Consider the following 19,569-nt stretch of genomic DNA (forward strand, 5'->3'; position numbering starts at 1 on the left):
GGCGATTAGGGAATGAAAGGCTGGTCGAGCCGACCAAGGGGCCTAGTTCTAAAACGACTGACATTTTTGCGGGTCACGATGTCGGTCGTGGCAATATTCATCCCACCATGCGACGGGAGGGTTTCAAGGTTGTTACCAAAGCCGTCAAGGCGGCAAAGGAAGATGTCGCTTTAAAGTTGCCCGGCCTCTAAACGCTTTTGACTACGAGCCGCACGAATTGAGAAACAAAGCTCTCTCGCTCCATCAAGTCCAAAATGCAACCTCCAGTTCAAGCCCTCGATTTCCTCAGCATGGGCTAAATTTTGGTGGTGGCCGAGTTTAGTTCCGTGAAGCCCCGTGAATTTACGCTCAGTGAGATTGCTCCCAGGCTACTCCGAAACCAAGATACTTTTTCAGCCCGTTGCAGGATTCGGGCAGCGCCAAATAAATACCAATCGCTCGGTAAGCGCAGTCATCACGTTTGAGTACTGGCGATATACTCACGAAAGTAGTTGCCGACCCGACCGTGGTAGCATCACCAGCCGGGAATCTCGTTGAGACGACCATCGAAGAATTCATACAACTGAGGAGCCGCGGCACTGGCAAACCGGGCCGTCCGACGATGCGGTACGGAGGAATCGCGGGCTTGTGTTATGTTATGTTGGAAGCGTTCAGTCACAGACTCAACCTCCATTGCCTCCAGCAACTTTCCCCAAGCGTAAGCGCGAACAATCTGGTACGTCCGAAAAGTTCCATTGCAGCCGCCGACGATGAATGACTTGGCGACCAATTGGCTAAAAGCTGGGATACAATCGTGTTGCCTCACGGCGGTCTCGTCCACGGCCACCGTGTACAGGTCCTCAAGCGTAAACAATCCGGGGAAGACGGAGGCCCGCCTTAACACCACCTTTTCAGTTTCGGACAGAAGTTCATACGCCCAATCGAGTGAGGACATCAATGTCTGCTGGCGTGGGACCGCGGTCCGCCTGCCATGCCATGAGAGTGCTAATCCGGCAGCACAGAGAGCATCGGTTTCCTCAAGACCGTGAACCACAAGGCGACTCGCTACCAACTCGAGAGCATGGGGCAACCCGTCGAGCTTAGTACAGATTCTCGCTACGTAACGTGCCTCTTTATCCGTGCGCTCCGGTTCATATCCGGTTGCGACCGCGCGCTCCATGAATAATTGTGCGCTTGGATAACGCAAAATTTCTTCGGCCGAGACAGTGTGCACGTCGGCAGGCAATTCAAGCGGCGGAAGTGAATATACGTGTTCACCGTGAGCTCTCAGTAGCTCACGGCTCGTGACCAGCAATGCCAGGTGTGGGAAGCGATGACGAATTTCCTCCAAGAGGTCGGTCGTGGCATCTAGCAAATGCTCACAGTTATCGAACACCAACAGCAATTGTCTGCCTACAAGCGCATGGTAAATCGCTTCCCGTCGACATAAACCGCGATTTTCCGAGCCGAGCAGGAGCGCGAGGCTGGATTCCATCTCGTCAGACGTTCGGCTAGAGCCAACATCTACAAAGATCAGCCCATCCGTAAAATGCTGAGCGAGCTCTTCCGCTACAGCGACTGCCACCGTGGTTTTGCCGATACCGCCAAAGCCGTGAACCGTCACAAATCCTGATGCGGAAACCAAGTCCTTAATTCTAGCAATGTCCTTGGCTCGCCCTACGGGGGTGACGATCCGTGGTAAGGTTTGAACGCTAATATGGTTGAATAGTCTTGGCTGGGGCTGACTGCTTTTTGCAACGGCCGTAACAAGGCTATAGCCTCGTCCAGCAATGTTCGCGATGTAACGCGCGCCTTCCTGCCCCTCGCCAAGTGCTTTACGGAGCTTTGCGACCTGCACGCGTAGGCTGCTTTCTTCGACATTGATGCCGGGCCAAACAGTTTGAACGATGCGCTTTTTGGCGACTACGCCGCCAGCATGTTCGCTCAACAGAACGAGTATATCCAGCGCGCGACTACCGAGTTGAACTGGCATGCCATTTTTAAGCAAGCGTCGTTCAAGCGGAAAAAGTCGAAATGGTCCGAAATCGAAGTATTCCGGGCTAACGTTTAACACCATCGGGGACGATACGGTCTCGTCAACGTCAGCGCATTTTGCCGGATCAACGACGTCGCTTGGGCTAAAATTTTTCGGACTTGCATCCCGCAACTTCGATAGGAGGCTCGCATTCAAATTCTTCGACATCGCCTCACCGAATTCTGCTTCGCTTCTCATGGGTATCCCCCCGATCGCTAAACGCTTTCAGGTGAGACTAACCGATCCGTCGGCGGTGCAACCATTATGGTTTTCTATAAGAAGACAACGCGGTGAGACGCGATGTAGTAACTTTTTCGAGAGCAGCGCCAAGTCATAGAACCATGCGTCCTCGAATGGGGGGGCACTCAAGGTTCATAGAGTGATGACCCTTGCCCGTACCAGCGAGGGTGCGCCGGTACTTAACCGAGAGGGCCAGCTGGCTGCACGCGGCTGGCCCTCTCTAGCAGACCAGTTAACCTGGACTGCCATCAAGCGCAGCGGGAGGCCTGCGCTATAATAATCTCGCACGTAGGCAATGATCGGCCGTAAGAAATGCTCGTTTGCTTAGTGTAAAGCTATCGGACTTGCTCAACTCGTTCTCCGCCGGTTTGAGCTTATCCGTAATTTTACGAAGGTTCGCGTGAAACGATGTTGAAACTCGATTAAAGGTGCTGCGCTTTATGGCGTCCTTCACAAATCATCACAACGCAGCATCATATAACGCTTAGCACCCAAGCCCCAGGCTTGTCTCAGTGCTAGCGTTTCCCGTACTATTTCACTGAAATCAGACTGGGAGCTCCTCGCATGTCATACGAGAATTTGGTTCGGAAATCCCCCACGCCCAGGGAAGAGATTGAGGACGCAGGCTTATTGGTTTGGGACCTCGCACAGAATTTGATCTATGCTGATACTACGGTGGCCAAGCTTTTCGGGCTGGACGCGCGCGAGGCAGGAATGGGGTTGCCTGTCGATGCGTACGTCGCCAGAGTACATGACGAAGATAGGGCAGCATTTGTTAAAGCGCTGAGCATTACGATCGTTGCCGAACATCAGCAGCACGAAGTCTACCGGGTCAACTCCTCAGCAGGACGTTATCGTTATGTAGTAGGATTCGGGCGCACGTTTCGGGATATAGCTGGTTCACCCATTTTTTATTCCGGCATTGTTGTGCCTGCATGCGCCACCGCTGTTGACCGTCAGGTCCTGGTGAACTTGCATTCGTAGACCTGCGGATGTGAAGCCTGCAAAGCGCGGCTACCCAACCGCCAATCGCTGACGGAATTGATCAAGCAAAGCTTCCGCCTTTCGCAAGTCTTCACTTCCGCTACCCTCGTCGAAACTTCCGTAAATGTCGATCAGACAGCTGACTGCCGCTCGCTCATCGCCCCGGTCGAGGTAGTGTTCCGCAAGACTTGTTGCTGTTCGCAACTGCCATCCGAGAGCGCCCTGTTGTCTGCAAAGAGCCATAGACGCATGAAGATCAGTTTCGTATGGTAATCCGAAGCGCTTCCTAATCACCCCCCTCAATCGCAGGAGTTCCGGTTCGCACCATTTCTCACCGGAAAGTCGCGCGCGAGAAAGGGCTTCTTCTATAGCGGCAATTGCTTCGCCGGCCCGACCACGCTTTGCCAATTCATCAGCATAGAAAGCAAGCGCCCTCGAACAAACCGGCGCTCGATGTGCCCTCCTCAGCTGACCCAATGCGTCATGTAAAATTTCGAGGCCGACATCGTTTCCTCGCTTCAATTGCAAAATGCCGCTGAAGCATCCAGCAATGGTGTGCCAAACATCTAACCCGTTACGTGCGGTTCGGCAAAGTGCGAGCTGGCTGTAGTGCTCCAACAGCGAGAGATTGCCGACATTCCAGGCGACCTGGCACCCACCCTCGGTAAGCGCGTATGAAATCGTCGCCGAATGCCCTATCGCGATTGCGTCTTCCACGTTACCGATGGCCAATCCAATAGCCTTGTCGGCGAAACCTTGCAGCCATAAGGCCTGCGCAAGAAAGCATCGCGCAGTGATACGCTGGTGGAACTGGAATGAAACAACATCCCGTCCTGCATGAGGGCTCGACGCCACCCGCTCGGCAAGCCTTCGAGATAACGCAAGTTCTCCTTGGAAAAAATGCGATATCGAGGACATACGGTCTGCATTGACCAGCACGAGAGGATCATTTGACTTCCTAGAGAGACGCGTGAAACGTTTGCTCAGAATAGAAGCGGATACGAAATCACCACGATTCCGCGCGTCGACCCACAGACCCCATAGAGACTTTAGGCGGTTACCGATGTCTCCCGTGCGGCCAGCTTGCCTGTAGACTTCGGTCCAGGCTGATCGAGCATCTTCCCCAGCCCCTTGAATGTTCATGTACGCGCCGCCGAGTGCGACGTAAAACTGAAGGATGCGCGCATCGCCCGCGCCCCGATCGCTCATTTTTGAGAGGATGCGTTCGACGTACATGCGGCATTCACCCACGAGTGAGTGTTCAAACCACATCGGGATCGCGGCCAAAGTGAGGTTAGCCACGGTTTCCATCAGTTCACCATGTTCGGAAGCCCAGTCCAACGCGCCTCGAACTTCGTTGAGTTCGTGCTCGGACTGTAAGGTCGGGCAAACAAAGGAAGACTCGCGCCGTTGTCTTAGCATATTCTGAACATAGGTAAGGTGGCGCGATCGAGCGATATCCTCTCCTCCCCGCCGCCTCAACAACTCGTATGCGTAAGTTCGCGTTGTATCAAGCAGGCAGAAGTGCTGACGGTCGTCGACAATGACCACATTGAGCATCGATTTTCTGTAAAGCTCATTTAAACCGTTCATCACGTCTTGATCGGCAACTTCAGGATGACCTTCCCCTGCAACGGCCGTCGCGATCTCTAAAACAAACGGAGACTTTAGGACGGACAAGTTCTGCAACAGTTCCTGCTCGTAGTCAGTGAGCGTAGAAAAACTCCATTCGATCGCCGCTCGCATTGTCCGCTGCCGTGGAACGCCCGTTCGAAGTCCTCCGGTCAAAATCCCTAGATGTTGATTAAGGGCTGAAAGAAGGTGGTCGACTCCAAATTGCCCTACCCGGGCAGCTGCTAGTTCGATCGCGAGAGGAAGTCCGTCCAGACGGGCGCAAATACGCCCTATCGCCCCGATCGTTGCTGGCGCAAGCGTTAGAGCACACCCTGCGCCTGACGCCCGTTCCAAAAAAAGCTCAATTGCAGGATACGCCTCGGCGGTAACAAGCTCGTCAGCTTCGTCCGTCTGAGGGAATGCCAGCGGTTGTAACCGTGTGACCCACTCTCCCGCGATTCTCAGTGAATCCTGACTCCCCACCAACACCTTTAGATTGGGTGCCTCCGGTAAGAGCTGTTCCACAAACTCTGCGGCTGCATCAATCATGTGCTCGCAGGTATCTAAGACGAGTAAGCCATTGACACCTGATAATGTTCGCAGCACCTCACGCGGATCGGCATCCGATTGTTTAACCCCAACCGCCCGTGCGACATGGGCGAGCAAGAGCCTTTCGTCCTGCAAACCACCGAGGTCAATGTAAAAGACTTCCCTGCGGCCCCAGCTATCCCAGCGCGCAGCAATCTCTTTGACCACACCAGTTTTGCCTATCCCGCCTGGACCCGTGACTGTAACAAGTTGATGGTTTAGTAGCCGCTCGGTCACCTCTGAAATCGTGCCGGCGCGGCCGATGAGCCTTCTTCTCTTGGGAAGCGCACTCGTTGTTTCCGCAAGCTCCGAACTTAGACGGAGGCCCATCCGTTGCGTGGGAACGATCAACGAATACCCTCGCCCGCTTCTATTCACGACAAAGCAGCCACTCCCGGATTCCGTTAGCGCACGACGCAGGTTCTTAATTTGCACACGAAGTGTGTTCTGCTCGACCGTCGTATTGGGCCAAACAGCCTTCATCAGCTCGTCTATGCTTATGGTCTGGCCCTGTCGACGAGCAAGATAAAGAAGGATATCAAGAGCCCTCGAGCCAATCTGAGCTGGCTTCCCATCGGCCATCAATATACGCTTTTTCAGCAACAATTGGCATTTGCCAAGATTGATTGCGTCCACATCCATCTCGCTGTTCTCGACCCTAACCATCACTGTGGTTGTCGTTTTCAGCGCATAGCCTTCCATCATCGAATACTCCGGGCAAGTGAATCGATGTTGCCTGTCAACGCCCGACGTACTTAGGCTTACGCTTTTCTCGGAAAGCCAACCTTCCCTCACGCCGATCAGCGCTATCTCTGAGCACGCCCCACGCTAGCTCAGACATCCGAAACGCCTGCTCAATCGGGAGGTGAGCAGTCTCCGATGCCAACATCTTTACGAGTTGAACGGCAAGCGGGCCGTTTGCGGCGATCGTCCCAGCGACATTCTGCGCGACCACGTCCAGTTCCTCAGTCGGCACAATTTCTGTTGCTAACCCAACTTCATAGGCTCTTACCGCTTCAATCCGCTCTCCCGTCAACAGCATTCGCATTGCAAGGTTTTTGGGAAGCGCCCGAAGGATGCTGGGCACACCGCCGCCAGCCGGAAGGCTAGAAACGACCACTTCCGGAAGACCGAACGAGGCGTCTTGCGCCGCGATGATGAAGTCACATTGCAACGCGAGTTCCAGTCCCCCGCCGAGACAGAATCCATTTACGGCCGCGATCAGGGGCTTTTTGATTTCAAGAGACTTGAGATCAAAAAGTTTTACGTACAAACCGCGTTCGGAAGCGGCTAGGCGCGATAAAGCGAACGCTTCCACAAAACTGTGGTCAGATTCGATCGTGGCCCCTAGATCAGCGCCGACGCAGAAAGCTCGTCCTATTCCCGTCAGGACCATCACCCTGACAGAAATGTCGTCGTTTGCCGTCGCGATCGCTGCTCGAAGGTCGACAAGATGTTCGACATCCAAGGCGTTTAGCTTCTCAGGACGATTGATTGTAATTGTGGCAATGTGATTTTCGATTGTCGTTTCAACTGACATGTTCCCGCCTCACACGCTCGGACTCGATAGCGAACGGCCACCGCACACGTAGAGCAGCTGTCCAGTGATGTAGGAGCTCTCTCTAGCGATAAAGAAGAGCACGGCCTGTGCGATATCGTCTGGCGTTCCAATGCGTTGCATTGGAACGCTCTTCTTCAAGCGTTCCTGGACATCATCTGCGAACGTCTGAAACAGAGGTGTCTCCACGATTCCCGGAGCAACCGCATTGACGGTGATACCCTGGCTTGCGAGTTCGATCGCGAGACTACGTGTAAGACTAACGACTCCTCCTTTGGCTGCTGAATAATTCGCTTGCCCAAATCCCCCAAGCCACGCTCTGGATGAGATATTTACGATGCGGCCAAACTGCTGTTCGATCATCGTCGGCACAACGCTTTTGCACGTGAGAAACTGCGACTTGAGATTGGTGGCAAGCACACTATCCCAGTCGTCTTCTTCCATCTTGACCAACCTACGGTCACGCACGATGCCGGCATTGTTGACCAGAATGTCGATTCGACCATGACGCTCCCGAACCTGACGGACCGCGTCTTCAACTTCCGCACGACTTGTGATGTCCGTCTTTAGGCCGGAGACTCGCTCTACGCTATACGAGCGCCTTAGTCCGTCGACGGACGCCTGCAGCGCGGCGGCGTCAAAGTCCAGTATCGCAACGTCGTGGTTTGCTTCGAGGAGCTTCTTGGCGATGCCGAGGCCGATGCCGCGCGCCCCTCCGGTGACAATCGCTATCTGCTTATTGCCCATGTCAAACTCCCAGAATGTGTACGGCAGATGCAGCATGATCTACGCCAGCAATGCCGCCGCCGGTGCATTGCGTTAAGCCGATCTTGGGACTTTCGATTTGCCGGCCGTCTGCACGTCCTTGCAGCTGCCAGGCAACTTCAACCATCTGAGCTATCCCGGTCGCGCCGAGAGGATGGCCCTTGGCGAGAAGACCGCCACTCGGGTTCACTGGAACACGGCCACCGAGAGCTGTTTCGCCGCTTCTCAAAAGCGAAGCTCCCTCACCATGCGCTGCAAGCTGAAGCGCCTCGTAGTAGATGAGTTCGGCTATCGTGAAAGCATCGTGCAGCTCCACGACCCCAACATCTCGAGGGTCGACCCCCCCCTGCTCGTATGCCATGTTCGCAGTGCGCGCTGTAATCTCCGCATCGAGTATGTCGTCGCAACCGAGTTCCTGGTAACCCGACTGAACAGCAGACGCCAATATTCGAACTGCCGGACTGAAGCTGAGCGGCCGTCGGGTGGTGAGAACTAGAGCCGCAGCGCCGTCCACCGCCGACGGGCAGCACTGCAGCAGTGTCAGAGGCTCCGCTATTTGACGAGAGCCGAGAACCTCTTCAACGGAAACTTTAGTTCGCTGCTGGGCAAACGGATTGAGTGCGCCATGCGAACGGTTCTTCACCGCGATCTGCGCGAGAATTTCGGGAGACTCGTCGCGCTCATACAAATAGCGCGAACCGCGCATCGCATAGACCGTCGGGAGGGTCATACCTTGAGCAGCGTAAAGCTCGGTCTTGTAGTCGTTGCGCTGAAGCGGAATCGTTCCACCGCCCAATTTGGTCAACTGCTCGACGCCAAAGACCACGACCGTTTCGTAAAGACCAAGCTTGAGGGCCTGGCATGCGAGGTGGACAGCTGTCGCTCCGCTCGCACATGCGTTTTCGACGTTGTAGAGGGCGGGTCCCGTTATACCCATGTCCCGCATAAGCACCTGACCGAGTACCATTCCGCCGTACACGTTGGAGGCATAGATCGCCTGCACCTCCGACTTGGCAACCCCGGCATCTTTGAGAGCGTCAAATACGGCGCGTTGCGCAAGGTCTTGCATGCCCAAATCTGCGTAACGCCCAAACGCAGTCATTGCTGCACCGGCGACGTACACTTCTGCCGACATCATTTCCCCTCCTCTACGACCGTGAAAAAGTAGGTTGTGTTCGGGTCCCCATCTGCACGAACATGCAACTTCGAACCGATGACGGGCTTTTCGCCCGGCCGAAGATGTAGGCGTCCAAACACACGGACATCCTCAGGAAAATCGGCATAGACCAACGTGAATGGCGGCTTACCCATCTTTGGATTTGGGTGAATCGTCGTATGGCTGTAGAGTGTTGCTTCGGTCGAAAGGGTTATCGGCTCGAAGCGATCAACCGACGGCGAAGTTGCCGGAAGTCTTGGGAACACGCCCTTGCCCGTTTCTTTATCGCGGGATGCCTCAAGTCGAACGAGATCGTCGCGCCCTCCAGCCTCATGCCGGTTCGCTACCTCAATCGAGGTCATATGATTTCCTCCACAAATGCGATGTATTTCAGTTGAAGCATTTTACCCAACAGGCGTCGTTATTAAGAACGACAAAGCGGCGCATGGGTGTTGACTAAAAGACAACATCTAAACTAAGTTTCCCCATGGACATGCTACCCCCGCTGAACTCTCTGAGAGCTTTCGAAGCAGCCGGCCGACTGCAAAGCATACGTCGTGCCGCCGAGGAATTGCTCGTGACGCCCGGTGCCGTAAGTCGACAGGTCCAGCGCCTCGAGACCTTTCTTGGCATTAAGTTGTTCCGTCGCGATCCGCGCGAGATCGTATTGACGGTAGAGGGCGAGCAATATCTGGCTGCAGTCAGCCGTCATCTCGATGCAATCCGGGAGGAAACGCAAAAGTTGACCGGGAAGAGGGCTAAGGAAATATTGCGTGTCAGAGCGTACACCACTTTCTCTATGAAATGGCTAATTCCGAGACTTCGCACGTTCTCAGATTCCAACGGTTCTACAGAGGTGCGGCTTACGACATCCAACGAAACAGTGGACTTCGAGCGCGAAAGTGTGGATGGTGCAGTACGACTAGGTGACGGCAATTGGCCCGGGCTTGAGGTCGATCGACTTATGCGCAACGAATTGGTGCCGCTTTGCAGCCCCGCGTTTGCCGCCGAGCACGTGATCCGAACTACAGATGACCTCCAATCCGTACGCCTTTTACACTCGCTTGTCCGTCCGGACGATTGGCGGTTTTGGCTATTGGCTGCTGGCAATGAAAAGGTCGACCCCTACGCGGGTGATAAGTATGCCAGCTCCACCTTGGCATACCAGGCGACTCTGGAGGGCCAGGGAGTAATGATGGCCCAGAAAGCCCTTTTCCTCGACGATATTCGCGCGGGGCGTCTTGTCCAACCCATCGACTTCAGTCTCGATAGGGGCGACTTCACATATTACTTTGTTTACCCACGCAACCGCCTTAGAAGTCCTGCATTCCGTCGTTTTCGCGAGTGGTTGCTCGCTCAGGCCGAACAAGCTGATCGAGGCGACAACCAGACCGAATAGTTCGAGCTAACGGAGGGGCCCCATGGCTCTGGTTGATATCGATCCAATACAAAGCTGGCTTGTCCAACAGGGCTTGGTCGGAAATGACGAGCTTGAGATGCTCACCGGATTTTGCGCTCGCTGCAACGAAGCCGGGCTCGGCCTGGTGCATGCCGTGATCTTCGTAGACACTTTGCATCCCGTCCTAGAATCGTGGGGTTTTCACTGGGATGCGGAGGCCGGTAAAGCTGAGACCCAGCCATTCCCACGGTCGGCTGCAGCCGATAATGCCGACCGCTGGCGCGCCAGCCCATTCTTCCATATGCAACTGGAAGGAAATGCCGACTATCGTGTCGATCTGACCGAGCAGGTTTCGGATCGGTTCCCCATCCTCACCGAGCTTCGTGAAGCCGGCCACACCGGCTACTTTGCCATGATTCATCCACTCAGTGGAGATGACGCGATCGGCGAGATGGACAACCTCTTTTCGCGGTGGTCCACGACCAAACCTGGCGGTTTCACTGACGACGATATCGCCGTACTTCGCGACCTCGTCCCAGCGCTTGCGCTGGCCATCAAAACCGCCGCTTTGCGACATATCGCCCAATCTCTAGTCAGCGCTTACCTCGGACGCGACCCAGGACGCCGCGTGCTCGAAGGCCGTATCTCAAGAGGTTCGTTAGAGAGCATCAACACAGTTTTATGGTACTCCGATCTCGTGAGCTTCACGGCAATATCCGAGAAAGTCGATAGTGCCACCTTGATCGCGCTTTTGAATGACTACGCCGAGGCCGCTATCCTCTCTGTGACAGAAAATGGTGGTGACGTCTTGAAGCTGGTCGGCGACGGAATCCTTGCAATCTTCAGCAGCCAATCACTAAGCGATGCAGCCTTGGCCTCTCTGGAAGCGAGACGAAAGCTTGTCGAACGCGTCGCACTGCTGAATCAGCAACGCCAAAGCCGAAGTGATGTTACCACCGATATCTACTTAGCACTGCACGTGGGCGAGGTGTTCTACGGCAACATAGGCAGCGCCGAGCGGTTGGACTTCACTGTGATCGGCCCCGCGGTCAACGAAGTATGCCGCATTGCGTCCACCTCAACGGCAACAGGTGGGTCCCTCGTTGTTTCCTCAGAATTCCTCGCGTTATTGCCTCAAGAAGCGCGTATCGCTTTCGTGGACGCAGGCGTTCACCATCTCAAAGGCGTCAGCCAGCCTAAGCAGCTTTATATTAGCCGCGGCAGTTCTCACGCATGACTCTGACCACCTTTACATACTGACGTATCTGATCCCGTTTCGAGCTCTGGCGCGAACTCTAAAAGGTTGACGCGCAGGCTATCGTGGAAGCGCGTTGATGGCCTATCCCTGCAGGTCAGGGCTGACATCTCAAGCCACCCAAAACTCGGCAGCGGTTTCCAGAGGCGGCATGGACTTAGCTGTAATAACCTTTGATCGACGCGACTAAACGATGATCGCGTAGACGAACTTATTCTTCGGCAGCACCACGGGGCAGCATAAATTCACAACTCTCAACATGCGCCATCCGCCCGGCCCTTGCTATTCTTTTAGCGGCTAGAATTCCACGATCCCGATTGCGGATGACCGTATCATTTTGACGAAGGGAGAACTGAGGTGTCAAACCAAGACTCGAACTCAGACGACAATGATCATGCTGATAGCGCTTGGGCAGACATTCTGTCTCCGTACTGTCTTAGTCGCCGTGAAGTACTGCAACTTTCCGCTGGAGCCGCGGCGTTTGCATCTTTGCCTTTCCTGCCGCGTATATCTAGCGCTCAACCGGCTGCGGTTGAGCTAGGAGAACCGGTCGACCTTACGCTGACAGTGAACGGGGAAGCGGTCGCGCTGAAGGTCGATCCGCGTCAATCTGTGCTCGATTTGCTGCGCGAGCGGCTGGCACTGACAGGTACGAAAAAAGGTTGCAACCAGGGCGCTTGCGGTGCCTGCACCGTGCTGATCAACGATCGTCGCGTAAATGCCTGTCTCGCTCTCGCGGTGATGTATGAAGGCACGTCGATCACCACAATAGAAGGGGTCGCCAGCGGCGAAGAGCTACAACCCATTCAGCAAGCCTTTATCGATCACGAAGGCTTTCAATGTGGATATTGCACGCCAGGGCAGATCATGTCGGGCCTCGGTTGCATCAAGGAAGGACACGCAGGTTCGCGCGAGGATATCAGCTACTGGATGAGCGGCAACATCTGTCGGTGTGGTGCATATCCCGGCATTGTTGCTGCAATAGAGCAAGCCGAACGGGAGAGCCGCACATGAAACCTTTTGCTTATCAGCGGGCATCAAGTGAAGCAGATGCAATCAGCGCTGCGGCTGCCGGGGCGCGATACCTGGCGGGCGGTACGACCCTTGTCGACCTGATGCGCGAGGAGGTTGAAACACCCGAAAGTATCGTCGACATAAACCGGCTACCACTGGACTACATTCGAGCCGAAAACGATGAACTCGTGATCGGAGCTCTGGCCCGAATGTCAGACGTGGCTGCCAACGAAGACGTTCGGCGATTACAGCCGCTTGTTGCAGAAACGTTGATCGAGGGGGCCTCGCCACAGCTCCGGAATGTGGCATCCATCGGCGGCAATCTGCTACAGCGCGTGCGCTGTCCATACTTCCGAATGTTGGATGCTCCGTGCAACAAGCGAGCGCCAGGTTCTGGCTGTTCAGCTATCGACGGCTTGAACGCAGGTACAGCGATTTTTGGAACGAGCACACAATGCATCGCTACCCATCCTTCGGATATGGCGGTCTCATTGGTCGCCCTCGACGCGACGCTACATGTGCGTGGCCCTGATGGAGATCGCAGTTTCCCTGTCGCTGAGCTCTTTCGTCTACCTGGCGACACCCCCCATCTGGAACACACATTGCGGCCCGGCGAACTCATCGTCGAGGTCCGAATACCCAATATCCCGTACGCCAGAAGTGCACGGTATCTGAAAGTACGCGACCGCCAGTCTTATGAGTTTGCCCTAGTGTCAGCAGCCGCGGCGCTCCAAATCGAGAACGGGCGCATCAAGGAAGCGCGCATCGCTGCTGGCGGTGTCGGAACGCGCCCCTGGCGCATGACAGCTGTCGAACAGGCCCTGGTAGGCAAACCAGCGACTCGCCAGACATTCGAGTCCGCTGCAGCAATTTCGGCGGAAGGAGCGCGGGCCCAATCGGGGAATGCGTTCAAAGTGAAGCTTTTACCGGCGACAATCACCAGGGCTCTTGAGATGGTAGGAGAAAGCGCATGACAACGTCGATTGGAACACCTTTGGCCCGTGTCGACGGACGTCTCAAAGTGACCGGGCAGGCAAAATACGCGGCCGAATTCAATCAGGACCGGCAGGCTTACGCGGTCATTGTCGGCAGTACGGCAGGCCTTGGCCGGATCGAGGCGATCAATGTGGCGTCAGTAGAGCAAATGCCCGGCGTCGTCGCAGTAATCTCGCATCTGAACGCACAACGCCTTCCATATGCGGCTCACCGCGGTCCGATTGATCCGCCCGCTGGCGAGCGCCTGCACGTGCTGCAAGATGCCGAGGTGCGTTTTTTTGGCCAGCCCGTGGCAATAGTCGTAGCCGATACGCTAGACCATGCCGAACACGCCGCGAACTCCCTGAAAATTACCTATGCCGCGCGATCTCCGCAAGTCGATGCCCACAGCGCGGAAAAGGTGTTGCCGGAAACCGCACGACGGCCAGGCTCGCGAGTGCATGCAGACATCGAACGCGGTAATGCAGTGGCGGCGCTGGATGCCGCTCCCGTCAAGGTCGACTTGGAATATGTCATCCAACGTGAGAACCACAACCCAATGGAACCTCACGCGACAGTGGCCGCCTGGAACGGCGACCGGTTGACGTTATGGAGCAAGAGCCAGTTCGTCGTCAACGAACAGGCGGAGATCGCAGCGGTCTTCGGAATTCCACCTGAGAACGTTGAGGTGATATGCCCGTTCATCGGTGGGGCTTTCGGGACAAGCCTGCGTACTTGGCCACATGTAACGCTCGCCGCTCTCGCTGCCCGCCATGTAGGACGTCCAGTAAAACTGGTCCTAACCCGCAAGCAAATGTTCTTCACTACCGGCCACCGCCCGTACACGCTCCAGCGCATGGCAATCGGTGCCAATGCGGACGGCAAGTTGACGAGCATAATCCACGAAGGCGCAGGCGAGACCAGCCGCTACGAGGAGTTTATGGAGGCGCTGACCTCGGTCACCACTTTCAACTACTCATGTCCGAATGTCAGTACCAGCTACAGGCTGATTCCGCTGGATACCAGCACGCCAACCTATATGCGCGGTCCGGGCGAAGCTAGTGGTGTCCACGCGATGGAGTGTGCCATGGATGAACTTGCCTACAAGCTCAACATGGACCCACTAGAACTGCGAAGGATCAACGAACCCACAATTGATGAGGGGCGAAACGTACCTTTCTCCAGCCGATCCATGCTGAAGTGTTACGATCTCGGGGCCGAACGCTTTGGCTGGAGCAGACGTACACCGGAGCCTCGTTCGATGCGTGACGGTCGGTTACTTGTCGGGTACGGGATGGCGACCGGCTCCTATCCGTGTCTGTTCGCACCTGCCAATGCGAGAGTACGGCTGATGCCCGACGGCACGGCGGAAGTCGAGGCGGCGGCGAGCGACATGGGCCCCGGCACCTATACGTCGATGACACAGGTGGCCGCCGAATTTTTAGGCCTATCGGTAGACCGGATCAAGTTTGCCCTTGGCCGTTCAGACTTCCCGGCGACTCCGCCGCACGGCGGCTCGATGACCATGGGCTCGGTCGGTTCAGCTGTTCGTGCGGCGTGCCTTGACGCACAGACGAAGGCTATGAATGCGGCCACGTTGAGCAACGGCAGTCCATTCTCAGGGATAGAGCGAGAACAGCTTGAATGGCGAAACGGATTGTTGTTCGCCAAGAACCGAGAACAAGCCGGAATTTCCTACCAAGAAATCGCAGCCATTTCCGATGGACAACCAATTATCGGCGAGGGCAGCGCGGCCCGGGAAGCGGAGATCGCCGGCGGCTACTCAATGCATGCCTTTGGTGCGGTGTTTGCTGAAGTGGCGATCGATCCCGACGTCGCTACTATCCGGGTCCGTAGGCTAGTTGGTGCATATGGTGCGGGTAGAGTGGTAAACCCGCGGCTAGCGGCCAGCCAATGCACTGGTGGTATGATAGGTGGTATCGGCATGGCGATAATGGAGAGGACGGTGCTCGACAGGCGCAACGGTCGGCCGATTAATGCCCATCTCGCTGACTATCTCGTCCCGGTCAACCTCGACACGCCCCACTTGGAGGCACACTTCGTTGAGGAGGAAGACACGCTCGTCAATCCGCTTGGTGTTAAGGGTTTGGGTGAAATTGCCTTGGTTGGAGTGTCGCCGGCAATCGCCAATGCAATCTTCCACGCAACAGGAAAGCGGGTACACGAGCTGCCTATCATGATCGAGAACCTGCTTTAGCAAGGATCGCATTGAGCTAGAAACATTGGGCGGCGTCGATCACGAAAGCGTAGTGATCCGAGCCGCCCAATTTTCGCTTAGCAGAAACTTCCCTGCTTGCTGTGGCCATGCTCCGCACTCCGGCCCATCAGCACACGCTGTTTGGGATGCCCCTTACCTCACTTACTACTGACATCGCCCTGACACCCATGACGAAGCTTCGGCTATCAATCCATCCACAACACCAGGCACACTGAAAAGCATGCCCAACACCGGAATCGATGCCATGTCCTGCCTTTCCACAGGACGGCCAGTGCTGACATCGAAGACGCGCGCGACATCCATGGCAAACTTGAGAACGAGTGCATTCTGGATCGCGCCGTAGGTCTGAACGAAATCCGTCTGATACCCCTTCAGGCCGGGCGGTACGATGGCGTTCTGTGCCTCCATGACTTCATGCGACATTATAGCTGTCTCGACGTCATGCCGGAGCATCGGAACGATCTTCTCTATTCTCTGGATGGCGTCGTTGCAGTCCACCGCTCACCTCATCTCCGCGTCGTATCACATACACACGCCGACGGTCATTCGAACCACGACGGCGACCGTTGTCGAAATGGGTCACATAGAGGTGGCTCGAGAAATCTGCACAGCTGGGATAAGTGGAATTTCTGCCTGACTTCGGCTTAGATGCCGGGAACAGGAGATATCATGACGAGACGACCGCGCCGGAACCACAGCCCGGCTTTCAAGGCAAAAGTGGCGCTTGCTGCTATCCGAGGTGAGCAGACTCTGGTGGAATTATCCCAGCAGTTCGACGTGCACGCCAATCAGATCAAGCAGTGGAAAGACCAGCTGCTTGAGGGGGCGACCGGCGTTTTCGGCGATGAAGCGAAACCGGAACCGGCGGGTCCGACCGTCGATGTGAAAACGCTTCACGCCAAGATCGGCGAACTGACGTTGGAGAACGATTTTTTGTCCGGTGCGCTCGGCAAGGCGGGCTTGCTGGGCGGAAAGAAATGATCGACCGCGAACACGAGCTGTCGATCGTAAGGCAGGCTAAGCTCCTCGGCTTCAGCCGCGGCAGCGTCTACTATTCGCCGCGCCCAGTGTCCGACGCCGATCTGGCACTGATGCGCCGGATCGACGAACTGCATCTCGAATATCCGTTCGCGGGAAGTCGAATGTTGCAAGGGCTTTTGAGAGGAGAAGGGTTGAATGCCGGGCGGCTCCATGTCACCACGCTGATGAAGAAGATGGGCATCGAGGCGATCTATCGCCGCCCGAACACCTCCAAACCAGCGCCAGGACACAAGATTTATCCCTATCTTCTGCGCAAGCTGGCGGTTACCCGGCCCAATAAGGTATGGGCGATGGACCTGACCTATATCCCCATGGCGCGTGGTTTTGTCTACCTCTGCGCCGTTGTGGACTGGTTCAGTCGTCGGGTTCTGTCGTGGCGATTGTCGATCACGATGGAGGCGGACTTCTGTATCGAAGCGGTCGAGGAAGCGCTGGCTCGCTATGGAAAGCCGGACATATTCAACACCGATCAGGGATCGCAGTTCACCTCCATCGACTTCACCGCCGTGCTGAAGAAAGCTGAGATTGCCATCTCGATGGATGGCAAGGGCGCATGGCGGGACAATGTCTTCGTCGAACGGCTTTGGCGGTCGATCAAATACGAGGAAGTCTACCTCCACGCCTACAAGACCGTGTCCGAGGCCCGAGCGGGGATCAGTCGCTATCTGAACTTTTACAATACTCGACGTCCACATTCATCTCTTGACCGGCAGACGCCGGATCAGGCTTACTTCAACGCGCTGGCACCGATGATGGTGGCGGCATAATCGAGGCGGAAATCCACTTAACGAAACGCTCGAAACTGTTCAGGCAAACCGAGCCACCTCTCTCTGATGGCTTCGCGACGACCGTGTTGCCAACAGCGAGTGCCGGAGCAATGGCTCTTGCGGCCTGATGCAACGGGGCGTTCCAAGGCAATATTACCCCGATCACGCCAAACGGATCGCGGCGGGTGTAAACGTGGTAGTCCGGCCCTTGGTTGATAACTTCACCGTCCATAACGTTCACGATGCCACCGTAGAACTCGAAAAACTGCGCTGTGAGGTCAATGAGCGTCGGCATCTCGTGCCCGGGCTTTCCAGTCTCTGCACTTTCGATTTCACCGAGACGCTTTCCGTTTGCTCGGATCACCCGACCCAGTTCAACCATAGTCCGGCCACGTTCGGATGGCCGCATGTCACGCCATTCCGAAAATGCATTATCCGCCACGTCGATTGCCTGCCTCACCTCTGCGGCGCTACTGTAGGTGACCTCCTCCAACTTCTCCCCGGTCCTCGGATCGATCTTTATGCCAAATTCATCGACCGACGCCCCGACGTTTTTACCGCCGATGTAGTTGTTGATCCGGATCGTCATAGTTTTCTCCTCAGTTCGATATTAGCCTTTGAGATTTAGATAGTTGCGGAAAACCTATCCGGGCAGTTCCTGTCCAAGCTTGGGTTGGCGTGGGTCCTGAAGCGGCTTGCTGCGTGCAATCGCCAAAGCGAGTACAAGGACGAGGCCGCCGACGCACATCGTGGCAATCACCAGCCCTGGCCAACCGGAACGGTCCCAAACAACGCCTCCGAATGAACCTAGCACGCTCGAACCCGCGTAATATGCGAAGAGGTAGACGGCACTTGCATGGCCACGGTAACCGAAAGCCCGACGTGTTACCCAACTCGACGCAACGGTATGCGCGCCAAAGAAGCCCGCTGTCACTACGCCGATCCCAGTTATGATCAGCCAAAGCGGCGTAGTGGCCGTCAGAAGCAATCCGACGAGCAGCATGGCGACCGGCCAGCCCAGCGTCAAACGAACACCAATTCGCCCTGCGAGCTTCCCAAAAGTCGCGGAACTTACGGAACCAACGATATAAAGAAGGAAAATCGCACCAATCTGCGAATGACTTAGCTCGTAGGGTGCAGCGCGAAGGCGAAAGGGACCATAGTTGTAAACGGTGACAAAAACTCCCATCCCGAGAAAACCGCATGCGTAGAGTGCAACAAGGACTTTGTCGGTCAGCACGATCCGATAGACCCCAATAAATCCCGAGAGTGATCGATTTGTGGGGGCAAACCCTCTCGGTTGTGGTGCGGTAAGACAGAAGATCACCGCCGCCGTGATGCTAAACAGGCCCACTACCGCCAGAGCCCACCGCCAATCCAACCATTCGGCGGCAATTGAAACACCGAGCCGCCCAATCATTCCGCCAATTGCCGATCCCGCAATATACAAGCCGAGTGCGGGACTGATTGCCGCTGGCGTCACCTCTTCAGCCACGTAGGTCATCGCGACCGCCGGCACTCCTGCTAGTGCAATGCCAGCAATACACCGAAAAACGAGCAGGATTTCCCACGTGGGAGCTAATGCCGCTAAGGCTCCAGACAGGGCCGCGAGGATTAGCGAAACCATCAACACAGTTCGCCGCCCAAACCTATCAGCAACCCAACTTGCGAAAAGAATACCGACGGCCATCGGGCCAGTGGCCAACGAAACGGCGAGACTTGCGCTCTGCGGTGACAAGTGAAAGGCGTTTGCAAATTCAGGTAAGAGTGGTTGCACACTGTACAAAAGCGAAAATGTCGAAAAACCAGCCATTATCATGGCTATCGACAGACGATAATATTCGGCTGTTCCCATTTGTATGAGTCGTGGTGCATCCATCACTTCACCAAAAACGTGCCTTCGCGCAACGAGTCAGCAGTGCGAAGCTCCATCGCGATGCTGCACGTCCAACCGTCCCTT

At 55.7% G+C, this 19,569-nt stretch carries 16 protein-coding genes; 7 read left to right on the forward strand and 9 right to left on the reverse strand.

The window, feature by feature from the left end; all coding sequences use genetic code 11:
• Positions 1 to 514: 514 nt before the first annotated feature.
• The gene (locus AGR13A_RS15185) at positions 515 to 2,212 is read right to left on the reverse strand and encodes an ATP-binding protein (RefSeq protein WP_080837124.1); all 1,698 of its coding nucleotides are present in this window, start codon (positions 2,210 to 2,212) and stop codon (positions 515 to 517) included.
• A gap of 606 nt (positions 2,213 to 2,818) precedes the next feature.
• Between AGR13A_RS15185 and AGR13A_RS15190 the strand changes: the two genes are divergently transcribed.
• Positions 2,819 to 3,238, forward strand: a complete 420-nt coding sequence (locus tag AGR13A_RS15190; protein ID WP_080837126.1) for a PAS domain-containing protein — start codon at positions 2,819 to 2,821, stop codon at positions 3,236 to 3,238.
• Between the two features lie 30 nt (positions 3,239 to 3,268).
• Here AGR13A_RS15190 and AGR13A_RS15195 read toward each other — a convergent pair whose 3' ends face one another.
• From AGR13A_RS15195 to AGR13A_RS15215, 5 genes are read right to left on the reverse strand one after another with little or no spacing between them, the layout of a single operon-like run.
• The gene (locus AGR13A_RS15195) at positions 3,269 to 6,145 is read right to left on the reverse strand and encodes a winged helix-turn-helix domain-containing protein (RefSeq protein WP_080837128.1); all 2,877 of its coding nucleotides are present in this window, start codon (positions 6,143 to 6,145) and stop codon (positions 3,269 to 3,271) included.
• 34 nt (positions 6,146 to 6,179) lie between these two features.
• Complete coding sequence (locus AGR13A_RS15200; protein ID WP_080837130.1) at positions 6,180 to 6,980, reverse strand: enoyl-CoA hydratase/isomerase family protein; 801 nt, start codon at positions 6,978 to 6,980, stop codon at positions 6,180 to 6,182.
• Between the two features lie 9 nt (positions 6,981 to 6,989).
• Complete coding sequence (locus tag AGR13A_RS15205) at positions 6,990 to 7,745, reverse strand: SDR family oxidoreductase (protein ID WP_080837132.1); 756 nt, start codon at positions 7,743 to 7,745, stop codon at positions 6,990 to 6,992.
• Position 7,746: 1 nt separating this feature from the next.
• Entirely contained in the window at positions 7,747 to 8,901 is a 1,155-nt protein-coding gene (locus AGR13A_RS15210; protein WP_308400254.1) for a thiolase family protein, read from the reverse strand.
• Positions 8,898 to 9,281, reverse strand: a complete 384-nt coding sequence (locus tag AGR13A_RS15215; protein ID WP_080837134.1) for a Zn-ribbon domain-containing OB-fold protein — start codon at positions 9,279 to 9,281, stop codon at positions 8,898 to 8,900. The genes AGR13A_RS15210 and AGR13A_RS15215 overlap by 4 nt, the downstream gene beginning before the upstream one ends.
• 131 nt (positions 9,282 to 9,412) lie before the next feature.
• Here AGR13A_RS15215 and gcvA point away from each other — a divergent pair, with 131 nt between their 5' ends.
• From gcvA to AGR13A_RS15240, 5 genes are all read left to right on the forward strand, one after another.
• Positions 9,413 to 10,318 (forward strand): transcriptional regulator GcvA, encoded by a 906-nt coding sequence (gene gcvA / locus AGR13A_RS15220; RefSeq protein ID WP_308400347.1) that lies wholly within the window; start codon positions 9,413 to 9,415, stop codon positions 10,316 to 10,318.
• A gap of 22 nt (positions 10,319 to 10,340) precedes the next feature.
• Positions 10,341 to 11,555 carry an adenylate/guanylate cyclase domain-containing protein gene (locus AGR13A_RS15225; RefSeq protein ID WP_080837137.1) on the forward strand — a complete coding sequence of 405 codons (1,215 nt, stop codon included), beginning with the start codon at positions 10,341 to 10,343 and terminating at the stop codon, positions 11,553 to 11,555.
• Positions 11,556 to 11,990: 435 nt separating this feature from the next.
• Complete coding sequence (locus AGR13A_RS15230; RefSeq protein WP_139786128.1) at positions 11,991 to 12,587, forward strand: (2Fe-2S)-binding protein; 597 nt, start codon at positions 11,991 to 11,993, stop codon at positions 12,585 to 12,587.
• Entirely contained in the window at positions 12,584 to 13,561 is a 978-nt protein-coding gene (locus tag AGR13A_RS15235) for an FAD binding domain-containing protein (protein ID WP_080837142.1), read from the forward strand. The genes AGR13A_RS15230 and AGR13A_RS15235 overlap by 4 nt, the downstream gene beginning before the upstream one ends.
• Positions 13,558 to 15,780: a xanthine dehydrogenase family protein molybdopterin-binding subunit gene (locus tag AGR13A_RS15240; protein ID WP_080837144.1), complete on the forward strand. Its 2,223-nt coding sequence runs from the start codon at positions 13,558 to 13,560 to the stop codon at positions 15,778 to 15,780. Before AGR13A_RS15235 ends, AGR13A_RS15240 begins: the two co-directional genes overlap by 4 nt.
• A 165-nt stretch (positions 15,781 to 15,945) precedes the next feature.
• On the opposite strand, the gene AGR13A_RS15245 is transcribed toward AGR13A_RS15240, so the two are convergent.
• On the reverse strand, positions 15,946 to 16,224 hold the full coding sequence (locus AGR13A_RS15245; protein WP_139786073.1) for a hypothetical protein: 279 nt from the start codon (positions 16,222 to 16,224) through the stop codon (positions 15,946 to 15,948).
• Between the two features lie 246 nt (positions 16,225 to 16,470).
• Between AGR13A_RS15245 and AGR13A_RS15250 the strand changes: the two genes are divergently transcribed.
• Positions 16,471 to 17,609, forward strand: a protein-coding gene (locus tag AGR13A_RS15250; protein ID WP_167377556.1) for an IS3 family transposase whose coding sequence is annotated in 2 segments (ribosomal slippage) — positions 16,471 to 16,729 and positions 16,729 to 17,609 — 1,140 coding nt in all. Because the reading frame shifts where the segments join, the coding sequence is not laid out codon by codon here.
• Here AGR13A_RS15250 and AGR13A_RS15255 read toward each other — a convergent pair.
• Together AGR13A_RS15255 and AGR13A_RS15260 are read right to left on the reverse strand one after the other, a co-directional pair.
• Positions 17,575 to 18,198, reverse strand: coding sequence for an aldehyde dehydrogenase family protein (locus AGR13A_RS15255; protein ID WP_080837149.1), 624 nt, complete (start codon positions 18,196 to 18,198; stop codon positions 17,575 to 17,577). The genes AGR13A_RS15250 and AGR13A_RS15255 overlap by 35 nt on opposite strands.
• Before the next feature lie 54 nt (positions 18,199 to 18,252).
• Complete coding sequence (locus tag AGR13A_RS15260) at positions 18,253 to 19,488, reverse strand: MFS transporter (protein WP_080837153.1); 1,236 nt, start codon at positions 19,486 to 19,488, stop codon at positions 18,253 to 18,255.
• Between the last annotated feature and the right edge of the window lie 81 nt (positions 19,489 to 19,569).

The sequence above is a fragment of the Agrobacterium genomosp. 13 str. CFBP 6927 genome, assembly GCA_900012615.1.
Taxonomy (GTDB): Bacteria; Pseudomonadota; Alphaproteobacteria; order Rhizobiales; family Rhizobiaceae; genus Agrobacterium.

Excerpts from the sequence above, each read along its gene's own strand:
- AGR13A_RS15195 (WP_080837128.1), bottom strand. The coding sequence starts at position 6,145 with ATGATGGAAGGCTATGCGCTGAAAACGACAACCACAGTGATGGTTAGG.
- AGR13A_RS15240 (WP_080837144.1), top strand. The coding sequence starts at position 13,558 with ATGACAACGTCGATTGGAACACCTTTGGCCCGTGTCGACGGACGTCTC.
- AGR13A_RS15225 (WP_080837137.1), top strand. The coding sequence starts at position 10,341 with ATGGCTCTGGTTGATATCGATCCAATACAAAGCTGGCTTGTCCAACAG.
- AGR13A_RS15215 (WP_080837134.1), bottom strand. The coding sequence starts at position 9,281 with ATGACCTCGATTGAGGTAGCGAACCGGCATGAGGCTGGAGGGCGCGAC.
- AGR13A_RS15260 (WP_080837153.1), bottom strand. The coding sequence starts at position 19,488 with ATGGATGCACCACGACTCATACAAATGGGAACAGCCGAATATTATCGT.
- AGR13A_RS15185 (WP_080837124.1), bottom strand. The coding sequence starts at position 2,212 with ATGAGAAGCGAAGCAGAATTCGGTGAGGCGATGTCGAAGAATTTGAAT.
- gcvA (WP_308400347.1), top strand. The coding sequence starts at position 9,413 with ATGCTACCCCCGCTGAACTCTCTGAGAGCTTTCGAAGCAGCCGGCCGA.
- AGR13A_RS15200 (WP_080837130.1), bottom strand. The coding sequence starts at position 6,980 with ATGTCAGTTGAAACGACAATCGAAAATCACATTGCCACAATTACAATC.
- AGR13A_RS15245 (WP_139786073.1), bottom strand. The coding sequence starts at position 16,224 with ATGTCGCATGAAGTCATGGAGGCACAGAACGCCATCGTACCGCCCGGC.
- AGR13A_RS15210 (WP_308400254.1), bottom strand. The coding sequence starts at position 8,901 with ATGATGTCGGCAGAAGTGTACGTCGCCGGTGCAGCAATGACTGCGTTT.
- AGR13A_RS15205 (WP_080837132.1), bottom strand. The coding sequence starts at position 7,745 with ATGGGCAATAAGCAGATAGCGATTGTCACCGGAGGGGCGCGCGGCATC.
- AGR13A_RS15235 (WP_080837142.1), top strand. The coding sequence starts at position 12,584 with ATGAAACCTTTTGCTTATCAGCGGGCATCAAGTGAAGCAGATGCAATC.
- AGR13A_RS15255 (WP_080837149.1), bottom strand. The coding sequence starts at position 18,198 with ATGACGATCCGGATCAACAACTACATCGGCGGTAAAAACGTCGGGGCG.
- AGR13A_RS15190 (WP_080837126.1), top strand. The coding sequence starts at position 2,819 with ATGTCATACGAGAATTTGGTTCGGAAATCCCCCACGCCCAGGGAAGAG.